This is a genomic window from Peribacillus asahii (assembly GCF_004006295.1).
GTDB lineage: Bacteria > Bacillota > Bacilli > Bacillales > DSM-1321 > Peribacillus > Peribacillus asahii_A.
Window position 1 is genome coordinate 4,326,071 of the sequence record NZ_CP026095.1, and the last position, 13,900, is coordinate 4,339,970.

Annotated in this window: 23 protein-coding genes; 5 read left to right on the forward strand and 18 right to left on the reverse strand. The window is 42.1% G+C overall.

The features are described from left to right. Nucleotides 1–147: 147 nt before the first annotated feature. The 14 genes from BAOM_RS21360 to BAOM_RS21420 all read right to left on the reverse strand — a co-directional run bounded on the left by BAOM_RS21360 (nt 148) and on the right by BAOM_RS21420 (nt 7,612). Entirely contained in the window at nt 148–591 is a 444-nt protein-coding gene (locus BAOM_RS21360; protein ID WP_127762012.1) for a phBC6A51 family helix-turn-helix protein, read from the reverse strand. Then, nucleotides 570–1,100, reverse strand: coding sequence for a hypothetical protein (locus BAOM_RS21365; protein WP_127762013.1), 531 nt, complete (start codon nt 1,098–1,100; stop codon nt 570–572). The genes BAOM_RS21360 and BAOM_RS21365 overlap by 22 nt, the downstream gene beginning before the upstream one ends. Continuing rightward, complete coding sequence (locus BAOM_RS21370; protein ID WP_127762014.1) at nt 1,087–1,479, reverse strand: hypothetical protein; 393 nt, start codon at nt 1,477–1,479, stop codon at nt 1,087–1,089. The genes BAOM_RS21365 and BAOM_RS21370 overlap by 14 nt, the downstream gene beginning before the upstream one ends. 14 nt (nt 1,480–1,493) lie before the next feature. Continuing rightward, on the reverse strand, nt 1,494–1,949 hold the full coding sequence (locus tag BAOM_RS21375; RefSeq protein ID WP_127762015.1) for a hypothetical protein: 456 nt from the start codon (nt 1,947–1,949) through the stop codon (nt 1,494–1,496). After that, on the reverse strand, nt 1,942–2,565 hold the full coding sequence (locus BAOM_RS21380) for a hypothetical protein (protein WP_127762016.1): 624 nt from the start codon (nt 2,563–2,565) through the stop codon (nt 1,942–1,944). Before BAOM_RS21380 ends, BAOM_RS21375 begins: the two co-directional genes overlap by 8 nt. Then, complete coding sequence (locus BAOM_RS21385; protein WP_127762017.1) at nt 2,549–2,995, reverse strand: hypothetical protein; 447 nt, start codon at nt 2,993–2,995, stop codon at nt 2,549–2,551. Before BAOM_RS21385 ends, BAOM_RS21380 begins: the two co-directional genes overlap by 17 nt. Before the next feature lie 59 nt (nt 2,996–3,054). Further along, a complete protein-coding gene (locus tag BAOM_RS21390) occupies nt 3,055–3,444 on the reverse strand; it encodes an HNH endonuclease (RefSeq protein ID WP_164853303.1) in 390 nt (129 codons plus the stop codon). Nucleotides 3,445–3,649: 205 nt separating this feature from the next. Next, entirely contained in the window at nt 3,650–3,796 is a 147-nt protein-coding gene (locus BAOM_RS24650) for a hypothetical protein (RefSeq protein WP_164853304.1), read from the reverse strand. 92 nt (nt 3,797–3,888) lie between these two features. Further along, a complete protein-coding gene (locus tag BAOM_RS21395) occupies nt 3,889–4,107 on the reverse strand; it encodes a helix-turn-helix domain-containing protein (RefSeq protein ID WP_127762019.1) in 219 nt (72 codons plus the stop codon). Between the two features lie 66 nt (nt 4,108–4,173). Next, nucleotides 4,174–5,028, reverse strand: coding sequence for a hypothetical protein (locus BAOM_RS21400; RefSeq protein WP_127762020.1), 855 nt, complete (start codon nt 5,026–5,028; stop codon nt 4,174–4,176). A gap of 230 nt (nt 5,029–5,258) precedes the next feature. Further along, entirely contained in the window at nt 5,259–5,696 is a 438-nt protein-coding gene (locus BAOM_RS21405; protein ID WP_127762021.1) for a helix-turn-helix domain-containing protein, read from the reverse strand. A 9-nt stretch (nt 5,697–5,705) separates the two neighbouring features. Next, on the reverse strand, nt 5,706–6,557 hold the full coding sequence (locus BAOM_RS21410) for a ParB/RepB/Spo0J family partition protein (RefSeq protein WP_257467720.1): 852 nt from the start codon (nt 6,555–6,557) through the stop codon (nt 5,706–5,708). 573 nt (nt 6,558–7,130) lie between these two features. Continuing rightward, nucleotides 7,131–7,421: a hypothetical protein gene (locus BAOM_RS21415; RefSeq protein ID WP_127762023.1), complete on the reverse strand. Its 291-nt coding sequence runs from the start codon at nt 7,419–7,421 to the stop codon at nt 7,131–7,133. Continuing rightward, the gene (locus BAOM_RS21420) at nt 7,418–7,612 is read right to left on the reverse strand and encodes a hypothetical protein (RefSeq protein WP_257467474.1); all 195 of its coding nucleotides are present in this window, start codon (nt 7,610–7,612) and stop codon (nt 7,418–7,420) included. The genes BAOM_RS21415 and BAOM_RS21420 overlap by 4 nt, the downstream gene beginning before the upstream one ends. A gap of 160 nt (nt 7,613–7,772) precedes the next feature. Between BAOM_RS21420 and BAOM_RS21425 the strand changes: the two genes are divergently transcribed. Continuing rightward, nucleotides 7,773–7,988: a helix-turn-helix domain-containing protein gene (locus BAOM_RS21425; protein ID WP_127762024.1), complete on the forward strand. Its 216-nt coding sequence runs from the start codon at nt 7,773–7,775 to the stop codon at nt 7,986–7,988. A gap of 19 nt (nt 7,989–8,007) precedes the next feature. Here the strand turns inward: BAOM_RS21425 and BAOM_RS21430 are convergent, their stop codons facing one another. From BAOM_RS21430 to BAOM_RS21440, 3 genes are read right to left on the reverse strand one after another with little or no spacing between them, the layout of a single operon-like run. Beyond that, a complete protein-coding gene (locus BAOM_RS21430; RefSeq protein ID WP_127762025.1) occupies nt 8,008–8,421 on the reverse strand; it encodes a hypothetical protein in 414 nt (137 codons plus the stop codon). A gap of 15 nt (nt 8,422–8,436) precedes the next feature. Then, a complete protein-coding gene (locus tag BAOM_RS21435; protein ID WP_127762026.1) occupies nt 8,437–9,027 on the reverse strand; it encodes a replication-relaxation family protein in 591 nt (196 codons plus the stop codon). Then, on the reverse strand, nt 8,954–10,087 hold the full coding sequence (locus tag BAOM_RS21440) for an FtsK/SpoIIIE domain-containing protein (RefSeq protein WP_306821281.1): 1,134 nt from the start codon (nt 10,085–10,087) through the stop codon (nt 8,954–8,956). Before BAOM_RS21440 ends, BAOM_RS21435 begins: the two co-directional genes overlap by 74 nt. Nucleotides 10,088–10,523: 436 nt before the next feature. Between BAOM_RS21440 and BAOM_RS21445 the strand changes: the two genes are divergently transcribed. The 4 genes from BAOM_RS21445 (at nt 10,524) to BAOM_RS21455 (ending at nt 12,900) form a co-directional block, all read left to right on the forward strand. After that, a complete protein-coding gene (locus BAOM_RS21445) occupies nt 10,524–10,754 on the forward strand; it encodes a helix-turn-helix domain-containing protein (RefSeq protein ID WP_127762028.1) in 231 nt (76 codons plus the stop codon). A gap of 1,069 nt (nt 10,755–11,823) precedes the next feature. Beyond that, nucleotides 11,824–12,105, forward strand: coding sequence for a hypothetical protein (locus tag BAOM_RS21450; protein ID WP_127762029.1), 282 nt, complete (start codon nt 11,824–11,826; stop codon nt 12,103–12,105). 116 nt (nt 12,106–12,221) lie between these two features. Continuing rightward, a complete protein-coding gene (locus tag BAOM_RS24655) occupies nt 12,222–12,380 on the forward strand; it encodes a hypothetical protein (RefSeq protein WP_164853106.1) in 159 nt (52 codons plus the stop codon). Between the two features lie 4 nt (nt 12,381–12,384). Then, nucleotides 12,385–12,900 (forward strand): hypothetical protein, encoded by a 516-nt coding sequence (locus BAOM_RS21455; protein ID WP_127762030.1) that lies wholly within the window; start codon nt 12,385–12,387, stop codon nt 12,898–12,900. 153 nt (nt 12,901–13,053) lie between these two features. Here BAOM_RS21455 and BAOM_RS21460 read toward each other — a convergent pair whose 3' ends face one another. Next, nucleotides 13,054–13,857 (reverse strand): helix-turn-helix domain-containing protein, encoded by an 804-nt coding sequence (locus BAOM_RS21460; protein ID WP_127762031.1) that lies wholly within the window; start codon nt 13,855–13,857, stop codon nt 13,054–13,056. Nucleotides 13,858–13,900 lie beyond the last annotated feature (43 nt).

Genomic DNA, 13,900 nt, shown 5'->3' on the forward strand with positions numbered 1-13,900 from the left:
TGCTTGCGGCTTATTGAGATGGAAACTCATTTAGATAAATAAAAAAAGAGCTGACAGGCTGGAAACCTGTCGGCTCAAAATCGAAGGTATTTCATTATGCCCCACGTCAACCCTATGACAAAAGGCCGCGGTCATCACACGTAATACTTAATTCAACATATCGTTCAATTCGTCTAATCCTTTTTGCAGCTCGTCGTCAGAGATTCGCGTACGCTTGTTAACTTCTGCAGCTGACACAACTTCACGACGATCAACTAGCTTACCGGCCAATTTATAGTACAACTCCAATGATTTGACAGATGCATTACCGTTGTTGCTCGTTCCCTCTATTAATCTGATTAATTGTGCATCAGCAAGTGAACGAAATGAATCCAACTTAGTGTCACTAATAAAAGCGCAGTATTTGATAAACGCTTGATTTTGGCGCCATTTATACAATGTGCGTACACTTATGCCGAGTTCTTCTGCAATTTCCTCATATGAACGCTTTTCCTTTTGGGCATAATCGTTTGCAACTAACGTGTCAGCAGCCTGCAGTTGTTGTGTTGTGAGCAACGCCTTCAATTCACTTAACGTAATTTCGTTTCCCATTCTTCAAGCTCCCCTTTGTATTGTTGTGATAGTTTTGCCGTAAGCTCGGCATCACTTTTAAGTTGTTCATATAACGCTAGTTGTTCTGCTCTTTCTTCCGGTGTTCCATCGTAAAATATGTCAGTTAAACAAGCGTGATTCTCGGCCATAGAAAGCCACTCATATAGCCTGCGCGACAAAAAACTAGCATCATATTCGGCTCGATTTCGCACGGTTTGAATAGCCTCATGCAATGCAAATGCCGATAATTCGAGTAGGGTTGCATTATCTGCGTAACTAGCAACCTTTAGCATCGTTTTATAGTCCGTGAGCTTACTATTGTCTATATCGAGTACCTGCCCCGCATCAAATGTTAGCTTTGCATATTTCGCTAATATGGCCTTAACTGGCAAGGCTTGCTCGTAAAGTATCGCAGCTAGTGCGTTGGGGACTTGCGGCTTGCCTTCCGGTATTTCAATCGCATTAAGGTCGATACCGTCAACAATCATAAAACCCTTATCTGAAAGCATTACCAACGCCTCCTTTCGTAGAATCTAAAACCATGTAAATATTACGTACTAATTGCGGTGCAGTAGTTTTATGGCGATTAATAACCATCGCTAATGCCCAACTTAAAACCCTAGCGTGACCACTAACGTTGTAATTGTCAGTCCAAACTATCTCCTCTAGCTCCGAAATATAGGCTTCGAGTTTAGCTGTTTCGATGTCCGGCACCTGACCGCTATCATGAACGAGCTTGGCATATCGGATAAGAACGGCGCGAACTGTCTCGCCAATCCACTCAAGTGTTGCTCGATGTGCTTCCGTAGTAGGAATACGAGGCCTAAACTTGCCATGCTCAGCCTTATACTCTGCGACAAATTTTCGCATTTCTTCAAGCGTTTTCACGTTCGAATCCCCCCTTATTCAGCCTGTTCCGCGCTTTCTACCATCCTTTTAATCTTGGAATACAGCACGCGATTCTCAACGCTGCTATTCTTCTTTGCAAATGTCCAAGCTGCTTTTACATCCGCCTCAGTTACGTTTCCTTCCTGAACTTTCTGCAGTAGGTTGGACTTCGCTACCCTTATGTCGATGTGTGCGTTTTTACTCGCTTCACGCACTGTAAAACGTTCTTTTTGTAAGGCATAGCGAACTTGTGCGCTTTCATCGTCCGGGTTAGCTTCTGCATATGATTTAAGCTCGGACAAGTACGACTCATTAAAGCCGTCCACAAACGGATGCTCCTCGTTAAAGTGCTTGGCTTTTATTTGTTCGAGCTCGCGCTTCTTAACATCATATTGAGCCATTTTCGTCGGATTGCCTCCGGCCATTAATCGTAATTCGTCCAGGTTTGCGAGATGTTTGTAATTAGTCATTAGTCAATTCCTCCGTTTTAACGTATTGTAAGCTGCGTAAAGGATTGCCGCCGCGTAAATCAAAGAGGTCGTTTTGTGTAATAAAATACTTTTCAACTTCCGGGCGTGTCCGTAAGTCTACATTCGATAATTTGTAATAGTAATGATCCGATAACTCACTACGCGCCTCTGAACGAAGCTCCTCGAACTCGCGCACGGCTGCTTTATAGTCTAAAACAGCTTCGGCATACTCGGATTTTGCTTTTAATACGCGTTTCAGCACGTCGTCAAAGCGCTTGGCTCTAAATGCCGGAATTACTTCTTTATTAAACGATTCCACAACGTCCTCAGACTTAATTTTTTCAAGTGGTCGCGTAGCTGAATAGATTTGACGTTCCTTTGCTCGGCGTTCAAGTGCCGCCTTTGCCTTACTGATTTCCTCGTCGAGTTTGTCCAGTTCTGCCGTTAAGTCCTTACCCTCGATTGCGGCTCGCGAAATGGTCCCCTCATACTCCGCGACTATTGTGTCATAGGCTTCCTTTGCTTTCTCCTCGCGATCCGTCATTTCATTAAAGACTTGCTCCATAGCTGCTTTCTGTTCGATAAATTGCTCTAATTTTTTAAATTTGATTGTCATATTTCCCATTACCTCCGATTAATTGCGTAATTTTTAATAGCTTGCTATAAAGCCACTTGCGCCACTTCGGTAGCTTTGGCAGTGGTTCAACCGGTACTAATTCGTAAATCTCTCGTAAAAGGTCTGCTTCCTGCTTAATTGCTCGCCTGGTGTCTTGGGTTTGGTCGCTGTGCTTTAACGAAACGGCAACTCCAGGAACGGCGAGCAAGTCAACATATAGCTGCTTGTCGCTCGTCCATACTTCAAAATGTGGCTGGTTTATTACGTACATTTCGCTTCTTATTAAGTCTATGGCGGCCTTATAGCCTTTAAATAGTTGAATTGTTTGGTCGATTAACTGCCCTGTATCGTCGTAAATATTCGCGACAATGAAGTCCGTGACATCTACTCGCTCAACATTAGTAACGATTAAATACGTCACAATTTGCACCGTCTTTTCCTATAAAACTTTAAAAAGAACACTGTCATGGTTTCTCCTCCTCCAAATTCCTACTCATTCGCTACCAGCTCCTTTCGTTCTGCATTCCTACGCAACTCGTCGGCTTCATCCATTAGGTTGCGTTTCATTTGCTCGACTTCAATATCAGTAACCTTACGCCCTATCAATCTCTCGGTATAGCTACGGACAAAGGATGTCCAAAGTGCAGGCGTGAACTTATCAGACCGACGATAAAAGTCGGCTACATGGTCCTTGCCCTTTGAACCGTTACAACTTCGGCAGGATTGCGTTAAATTTTCGATGATATTGACCCCTCCATAGGATTGCGAAAGGGAAAACACATGGTCCACTGTTGCATTTTCATTCGTTAATGGCTCACTGCAATAACAGCAAGAATGATTCGTCAGCAAACTTTCGAGCTGTTCGACCGTGATTTGCATAACTGCATCACCTTTTCGCTTTTGGTATTTTCGGGTTCGTTCGAGTAGGTATTCACCGTTTGTTTGGCGTCGTTTTTTACGACAATCATTACATTCGTTATCTACACCGCGCTTTAAGTGACTCTGACGCCTAAATTCACTAGAAGGTTTTTCTACTTGGCAAACACGACAAACAAGAGTTTGTGGTTGTTTTTCATTCATTCGTTCATTCGCTCCCTTTTTTCAATTCAGATTCAATTGCGTCGATTGTGCGTTGAATTTCAGAGAATACTTTGACATTACTGCTTCGGCTGACCTCAGCTAGCACGCCAAGATAGCTTATAAGTAGCTCGACTCGATTCGGCTCGTTCACTCAGTTGACACCTCGCTTCTATTGCTTTATACTTTAATCAAAGTGATTTTCATAATGGTGACTTATTGCCTTTTTTAGATAACAACTAAAAATTAAAAGGATTTTAGCTTTTCCGCAGCTTCATAGGTTTCTAAAAAATCATGCGTTATAGGAAATTGTTGCGCTACTGCTATTCGGATTCGGTCCGTTATGCGCGCTTCTCCTCGCTCAATTTTAGAAACTGTATTTCCCGTTATACCTAAACGCTCTCCGTACGATTTTTGTGTTAGCCCTTTATCGTGACGGATTGCCTTAAATAATTCCTTATTCATCGCTATTCCTCCTTTTTATCCGTAATGGCCAAAATAAAAGATGAACACCGCGCGCCAGTGTTCTTTCTATATTATAGTGGAGTTTTTCTCGTCTAAATCCCTTGTTTTATAGCGTTCTTTAGCCTGTATTCTATCCCTTTCTAACTCGCAAGCTGATTCCTTTGTAACCTCATAGACAGGCGGTTTCCCTTTAAATTTATGCACCTTAATCCCTCGCTGAATATCGCAAACATACCTACGAAAATCGTGCGCATAGAAAGCACTTCCGCAAATTTTACACTCTCTTACTCGCGATAAATCGAGCCTCTTGATTTTACGTAATGTATCTTTTCTATCGTAGCCGTACTCCTCAGCAAAGCTAGTAGCGAAAAACTCCTTGTAATGCTTAACCTTACGCAATTCCGCCTGGAACTTTTTAACGCTCGGAGCCGTTTCTGCAAATAGTTCATCCTCAATCGAATTATCTAATACAATACTACTTACCTTCACGGAATAAGGCGGCAATACGTCCCCTTCCTCCATGTTATCCTCTTCGTACTCGTAAAATATTGAACGCTCCTTTTCCTTTCGTTCCTTTGCAGAGTTTACCGAAGCATCTTGATTAATAACCGGATATTCTTCCGAACGTTCTACCACTTGATCAACACGCATAATAAAGTCTGCCAGCACATCAGCAACCGTATGAACTCGTCCGTACTCCCTTAATCTCGTTGCAGGATGTCGAATGAATGGCTTATCCGTTTTCACCTTGCTGGAATCTAGCCAATCAGCGATAAACTGATCAGCTAATTCAATACGTTGCTCTGTCGTTAAGGGTTGGGTGTAATACTTGTACCAAAATACGGTTAATGCTTTTTGGACGTCCATTTCCTGAGGCGTTCGCAAATCCTGGCCGCCGCCCTGCTTACGAGATTTTGTCACCGTGATTCCCTCCTTATCTGTTACGCGGTCAATTAGGTGTACGAATATATCTTTGTTATTCTCTTAAATTCTTTTCCTACGAGAATGTATACTGTTACGCATATTAGCTGCAGCAAGCGAAAGCGAAGCTGCAATCTTTTTAAATCTTGTTATTAAATCTCGTTAAGTAAGTCTAGTTAACCCATAACTAGCGCTCTTAATATCTGTTCAATTAGGTGTACGAATGCTTGTTAATCCGCGTATTTCTCTCTCCACAGTCTTGCTCGTTCACGTGAGTCAGCTTTACGTGTCTCACATCTTCTAAAAGCCGTCTGATAGTTCGTAAATGCTTCCGGAAACTCGGCATAAAACTCGGTTGCACTAAGAGGAATTAGTGGAACATAACGCCCTTTATACGGAAAATCAATAAGCCCCACTGCTTTCAAATCGTCTATATGCTTACTTGTGGTGTCCGGAGCCTTTCCGTAAGCTACCGCCAATGTTTCAATACTTGGAAAAGCGAAACCTTCTTCCAAGTTGTAATAGTCGATAATTAACGCATACAAAAACAGTTTGTCCGCACTCATCTTTTCGTGGTGTACGTAGTGACACGCATCATTAGGTAATGCAATGAAGTTCTTCCCACCTTCCGCCGGTGTGCGCTTGTTAAATACTTTTCTTGTCATCATGATTCCTCCCTATCCTACTTGGTATAATTTTTTAAAAAGATCGTAGCTGACGTTATATCTTTGCGAAATCCAATCATTACCGCCGGTGTCTGGGTGCGCTTTACCTCTTGCTTTTCGAAAGGCTCGGTTAATATCAGCAACAGAAGCATCCTCATTTAGACCAACGATGGCAGCAAACACTTTCAAGCCATTATCGAAGCCGCCTTTGAAGAATGAACGGACTGTATCCTCCGCCTTCTTCTCTCGGACCAATCGTTTTATTTCCGCTTCTTTCAGGCTGTTGTCGAGTGCTAACTTTTGAATCTCCTCTTTTAACTTGTATATTTCGGAGTCTTTCTCGTTAATTAATTGATGCAGCTCAACGGCATAATCTTGAGTGGGTGCATTTTGACTGGCCTTTGGTTTCTTCGACGGATATACTTTACCGTCATCGCCAATTACTGTACTTGTCCCGTTTGGGACACCTCGCAGCCACCTTTCGACAGTAGATTTACCAACGCCAAGCCATACAGCAATCTGCCGTAAAGACCGTCTTTCCTCTCGTAATTCGATTGCTCGTTTCATCTTGTCTGCTTTAGTTAATGCGCGAGTCGTTGCGTTAGTCTTATGGGCTATTTCGAGTTTTTCTTCCTCGGTAAGCCCTTTGCGAATAATACAGGCGATAGATGAAAGTCCAGCCTGCTTTGCGGCTTTAAGTCGATGATGGCCGTCTAGCACCGTGAGTTTTTCATCAAGAATAATCGGATATGTGATACCGTTTTTCTTAATATCAGCAACCAAATGCTCGAATGTTTCTATAGCCATTTCAGGCCAAACTTGATAATGTGCAACTTGTATTTCGTCGATTTGTATTTTGTCCATACGGGACACCTCCCTCGTTAAATTTGAAATCCCCATTTTATTTAATCGTGGTTGCCCACATTTTTACCCTTCTAATATTGAGTACCCATCCGTCCCCCTTAAATTGGGACAAACAAAATTCACCAACAGCTAGCCCTATTCGCTCAAAACCTACGAGCCACAACGGATTGAACGTGTTTAGAACGTTCGAAAAAAAATTTATCCGCTACCTTTAAGTTCGTAAATTGTGACCCAACTGCGGACACTTTTGACGAAAAAATTTCGCTTATACCTACTTGTCGTAAATCACGACACCAGTTCGGAGTATTTTCAAAACTTTTTCCGCCTCACCTAAGATATTCGCCAGCCAATCGAGCTCGTGGTTCACTTTGACGAAACTTTTTTTGCCTTATATTAATACTTACGAAAATTCCGCCATCAGTTCGGAGCATTTCGTAAAACTTTTTTTCGTCGAAAACTTGCGAACAAATGTTCCATTCGTTATAATAAAAAAAAGCGATCCCCGCCAAAGGATCGCCTCCTTGACTACTTAACTAGCACCGCCAAATGCTAGCTTGAAACTATCCTAGCTCGTCAATGTTGCCGCATCGACGGGCGTTTCAATTTTTCTATCGCTTCAATAAAGGTTGCGCCAATCAACCAATCGAAGTCCGGCTCGTTCAGTCCGTGCCGCCAATAAACATCGAACCTTTCGCATGTGCCAATGTCGAGTACCGGCGTGCCATCCGCCAGCTTACCTGTTAACTTGTAGAACGATAAATACTCTTCGTTTACCGCCACTACCCAACCACCACCAAATGGTTTGTAGTCAGCCATAATGTTTTGCCAATCGGGATCACCCGTTGCTAGTACATAAACCTTCACGCTACTGCCGCCCCAAATAATCGCGCTGCTTGTTCTGTGCTAATTTCTCCACAGCCTAAGCGAGCCTTTTCACTAACTCCTAATCCTAACGCCTCGAACTTGTCCGGCGAAAGGTTAACGAAACTATCCTCGCCAGCCTTTCTGATATTCCACCAGCCTACTATCGTTTTTGTGTACGAAATCTGAATCATTCACACAGCTCCTTTCGTTAATTTTTAAATTCCGTCTAACGGAATTTATATTCATATTCTAATTCCGTTTAACGTAATTGTTAACGATTTAAATTACGTTTTGTGGAATTAATTTTTGAAATGTATACTGTACATATAAAATTAGATGGGGGAATGTATTATGGTAATCGTAATTAAATTGAAAGAAATACTGGCAGAACGTGGAATGGAACAGAAGGAACTCGCTGAAATGACAGGTTTGACACAAAGAACGATTAGCGAGTTATCTAACAATAAAGTAGAACGGATACCTAAAACCGCTATTGCAAAAATTGCTGAAGCGCTAGAAATCTCGAATCTATCGGATTTAATGGAATTAAAAATGGACGCTGAATAATCGGCGCCCTTTTTACGTTCTATAAACTTTTCGCAATTTCGACTAGCAGATCCATCAGCAACGGAAGCATCTGTATAAGGATGTAACCTAATCCGGCTTTCTGTATCATTCCGATTCCCTTTTCGCTGTTGCCAATCATAATATACACGCCGCCACCGAGCATCATCGTTAACCCAATCGGATAGGATAGCGCTTTTACTAGCTCAATTAACGGATTAAAGGCAGCTACGACTTTCTCGGTTATAGCTCCGTCGATTGCGCTGGCAGCCACAAAAGATACGTCCCCGAAACCAATGCTCAACGCCGTTATTCCAACCACTACAGCAACCTTTGCGACCCTTTTCGCTGTACCTTTCCGCTTAGGTTTCGCATGGCTCCGGTCTCGATTCATAAATTCCTTAACCGACATAGCTTCCGTTTTGCTTTTGAACATGCTGACCACTCCTCGTTATTTGAAGTCCGTCTTTAAGTAAACCTTCGCATTCATACCCTCGCACAGCTTCATAAGCTCCCTACGTCTATACTCGGTCGTCGTCATCCACAGAAACACCGGAGGCTTTTTAAATACGTTTAATTCAAGCAACTTCCTATACTTCTTCACCTTTTCGCGATTGACGGACATCTTTTGAACGTGGTCGATTTCGATAATATAATAAACATCATCCCTTATGAATAACGCATCAGCGATCACGTTAACAACGGCAGGAATTTCGAGTTTGACTTCCGCTTTCCAGTTTGAAGGGCATCCACACGCAATATAAAGGTCATTCCGCATCAGATAATGATTAGCTTGCAGCGTTTTCTTTAAAACCCTTTCGCAGCCGACACGCTCGCGCCCTTCCTTGCTCAAGTAGTAAATATTTTCATTCTGTCGAAAAGAACAAAGATACTCCGACATCTCCTTCAAAACACGATTTGCATTTCTCTCACCGCCAAGCCGATGTAATTTTTGTATCTGCGACCTACTAAGAAAGCCCAATTTCTTCAATGATAAGAGTATGTTTTCTTGGCGCTGTTCCTTTGATACTGTTGTCGTCACACTCCTCGCCTTCCTTTCGCGCACGAATAATAATGTTAGGCTTTATCGTTTCATCAATGAATTTGTTTTCAATTAACGGCGTTTGTACAATCGTCTTTACATCCGTACGATAAATGGCACGCCCTTTAATTAATGGCAATGATTCCGCCCCATCTTCATCTAATACGGCACGGCTCGCAATGGCGGTTTTTAGTCGGAAACAAACCTGAGCCGAACAATTTTGGCGTACTTGCGGGCTGATTGTCTCGTTCGTTGCATATTGTGTGCAATAGATTAATTGGAAGCCAGCCCCGCGTCCTCTTCGAGCAATGTCTTTAATAATCGCCTGGCACTCTTTACTGTCGGAAATGTCTGCGGCTTCATCAATGACAACAAAGAATCTTTCCGGGAAACCTGCCTCGATAACATCTTCATAGCCGTGATCGAGTAGATATTCGATTCGTTCATTCATTTTCGCCTGAGCTTCCGTTAATATCGTAAGGGCTTCGGCAGGGTTTTTCGCAAAGCCTTTCACTTGCTCCAAATTGCGAAATCTATTCAATGCTAAGCCGCCTTTTAAGTCGATAAGAAAGAGGTTAGTATCTTTCGTTTTCCTTGCAACTAACGTCGTTATAACGTTCTTCAAGAACACCGATTTTCCTCCGCCTGACGTTCCTGCAACGATGAGGTGTGCATTTCTGTCGAAATCATGCTTTATTAATTCCGTTCTAGTAACTCCGACAGGAATCTCCCAACCTTTTAACCGCTCAACTATGGCGTTGTCATATTCAAAATAGTCCGGCATTGACTGCTCATAAACCTTTACAATTAGCACACCATCATAAGCCAGCTCGACTTCCTTTTTTACCGCCTTCTTTTGCGTCAGCAAAGCCTTTAAATCACGCATATTAAGCGTTCTAATCCCCTGTAAAAAGGTCTTAACGTCTACGTATCTCTTGCCGTTCAAACCGTCCTGTAAGGCGTCTAGGCGCTTCTCATAGTCGTTAAACGATAGCCCTAACGGAATCCTATAAGCGTATTCCACGCCCCACTCGCGCTTACTTTTACGTAATAGCTGCATCGACTTTATTTTTCCGCCTTCTTTTACGTTTAGGCCCGCATTAGCACAAATTCGAGCTATTTTCCTACCATCGTTAGTTGCTCCGTTCACTGTCAGAGAAGCAAAGCCGACTACACCACCAACAACTGCCGACGATAAAACTTCAAACAACATTAGCGCATCACCACCCTTTTTATTCGGAGAATAGTCCCTATTAAAAGGAATGCGAAATACGAGCCGTAGCCATTGATAACACTAGACTTTTAGATTCCGTTTGCAATTCCAGGCCGGTATTTTATTCGGAGTACCTATTCGGAATAGCGAAAGGAATCGTGTTAGGAATAACTTATGCAGCCCCGCTTGTACAACTTTCCAACTTTTGTTTGAAAACTTTCAAAGTGAGCTAGTATATATTTCGCAGGGTCTGTCCATAACAGAGGGTAAAGGAGTGATTAATATGTTTGGACTATTCGGAGGTAAACCACGCTCAAAAGTCGGGCGCTGGCTTGATAATAGAGGAATAACGCAGGAATGGCTGGCTACTAAAACGAAGATAAGTCGTAATACCATAAGCAAGATTGCGTCAGATAAAGACTACTCTCCGACACTGGCAACGATTAAAAAGATAATGAAGGCGATTAGAGAAGTGGACCCAAACGCACGCAGCGAGGATTTCTTTGACGTGTAACCCTGCGGATTTCAAAAAATATTGCGCGAATTTTTACCTTGAGGAATCGTGAATAGTATTTAGATTGAGTGGAGTCCAGTTGCGCCGGTTCGGAGATAGGGGCTTGGAGGGTCGGAGCAATAGGAGCAGTCGTCTGCCACTCGACGAACTTCCTTGCGTTCATTAACGTTCTTTTATAAGCGCTCTAAATTATACGACGAGTTAAACGCAATCAATCCAACGAATAACTGGCGTTATCTCATACATTATACGACGAGTTAAACGCAGCTAATCACCTTAACTCAGCATATAATCTCCGTTATATGCGTAGTTGAAATTAACCGTACTCTCGCCGATATATGTTTTCTTTAGGGGACATTCTAACTACTTTGATTTCTTAAGATACATAATTGGTAGGGCTATCAATATACCGAACACTGCTACAAGGAAAAACACACTGTTTATCAAATGATCATAAATCCAATCAAACATAAAATCCACCTCAGTATTTTGTGGTTTTCTTTAGTATGAACGGTAACAATCGGCACTATCCCTGTGTAATTGAACGCATGAATTTTGTTAGTAGCCACTACTAAATCGCTTAAAACTTGGGTTTCACGCACAATACAGCATGAACCCTGGAGATTTCAGAGGTGGACGCATGGTAGGCGCACCGTGCAGGTGAAACGGTATTAGCCCCGAAAATAGACGCTATTTCGGCATAACTCGGAATAGACGTAAACTAGGCGCCTTGCATACGAATTGCTAAAGATTAGGTGCAGGCAACTTCCACTTACGTGTCTGTAACTATTGCTATAAAAAACAAATATCTTTAACGCTTGTCTCGCTTACTGCATACAATATACTACATAGTTGTTCCACCTCATATTCTCTTTTAAAGATTGACTGTAACAAGTCAGTCTTTTTTTCGTTAAATAACACCGTTGAAAGCATTCAGATACTTTGCTTATTTTGTCTACTTTTAGATGTATTACATAGAACCGCTTGTCCACTTTGAACATAAAATAAAAGCAGTCAAAGAAGATTTCTACTCTTTTTTACTAAAAACCCAATTGAAAGGCGGATCACTATGTCAAAAAAAGCAAAAGAAGATTTTAAAAAGGCGCAAGAAAGATTTGAACGTTTTATTGAAAAAGAAAATAACCAACTCGCTGTTTTTAATGCTTTACGAAATGTTGCTTCTGAAACATTACCTAATGTTGATGTAACGAACCCTAATGCTCTGCTAAATGTTGCGAATGATCCTCAAGTTAATCTTCCTACTAGAACTCTATTCCTTGCCCTACTCGCTTTCTTTATCTTGATACTCTTTGCTTTTGCTGAAGATGATGACGACGACGAAGAAAGCTAAAAGATTAAAGTGTAAAAGAGTGGACAAGCGTTAGCGTAGCAACAGGATATTTGCGTTAGACATCCTGTTTCAGTTTGTAAGCGAGAATAATTTAATCAATGGAGTTGATGTTGAGAATGGGTAAACGCGACAAATCCCAAAAGGAATTAGTTAAAAAGATTAAGAGTGAAGTAAGCCAAATCGAAGAAGCATTTGAATCTATAGAAAAACTAATCAGCAGGAACGAACGATTAGCGGAACAACTACTAGGAATAAACGTAGAAGAGGGGGCATGAAAAAGTGGGTAAACGTGATAAACACCATCGTAGAAGTCTTAATGACTTACTTGAAAGATTTGAGTCTGCAAGTGAGCAAATCCAAGAAGAAATTAGTGATATCAGGGAGCTTTTGAGAAGAGCCGAACGATTAATGCAGCAATTACCACGAAACGGAAATCGAGGGACTCAAGGTTTCATTTCAGATGAGGGTGTATTTTTCGAAGTTGCCGCTCCTCCAGCAGCAACTCCTGCGGCACCCGTTTTGACACCTGACCAAAGAAGGCTTGTAAGGGATATCCGTGAAATAGGTAGACAACTTCGAAACTTGCAATTTCAATTCGCCGTTGCAGTTGTTGGGTTCTCTACTCTAATAGATCTTTTAGTCAACGAAGATGAAGGTGACATTCCAGAAGAAGTTGTAATAGCATTTATTTCGTTTTTTGCTATTCAAATAAGTACCATCCAACTTCAAATCGCAGAACTGCAAGGTCGTTTACTAGCAACCGTTCTTGAATTGGAAGTCTCGTTGGGGTTATAAAGACCGTTGAGCCATTTAATCTTTAACAAATCCAATAAAAACATACGGTGTTTAGTTTTGAGCAATTAAGCGCACTCCTACTTTTTCGCAAGGCTCTCCCCCGGCAAGCATTGCCGACAGAATAGACGTGAATATACGGATATTACTCTCTCCTCACCAACCGCACAACCAAGCCGGCACATTATCGCTATCATCGTACAGTTCCTGCATTGTCTCATGGTATAGACCGTCTAATAGCTTACGAAGTGTGCCTGAATAGTAGCCGCAAAGGTTACGCAATTGCTTACGTTTAGTTGCCTGGAACGTTACCTTAATAGCCTCTATAGCTTCCGCAAGTAGCTCGGATGGCTCATAGCAATTGCGCAGGCTCTTAGTTTGTGCCAAGTAAATACCGTACAGGCGGTTAGTTAATTTCTGATCCTTAATGAAGTTGCTCACCATATCGTGGAATTGACTGTAAGGAGTCGAAACTTTTCTCGGTTGTAAATCAACGGACTTTTCCGCAGGATACGTATTTTTAAAAGATTTTTTTAAAAGCTTAATAGAATCCGATGGTTCATTTTCGCTTTTCATTGCCTCAGCCTTACTCTCCGTAAGCTTGTCCGCTTGCTCACGATTGGACACGCTCGACTGGACAAACGGAAGTATTTGAATAATATTAGCGCCCTTGCCTCCGTTCACTTTTCGCGTAGTAGGTACTTTTCTAACGATGCCCAAGTTGGCTAATTTCGCAAGGACTCGGCGTGCTGTTTTCTCACTTTTACCGATTAGCTCAGCGATAGTGGCCGCCTTTAAGTGCACCGCGCCTGCAAACTTAACTGCATAACGAGCGATTGCTTTAAGGGTGGCACGATCAGTGTCGTTTAGTTCGTAGCTGTTACGCTTGATGTGCTGATATATAGATTCGTTTAATTGCTGCTTATTTTCGAATGTCTGATACTGCGATAAATAGTGCATTGTTAACGGCTCCCCTCACGGAAGCGCCTGGCCCTAAAAAACG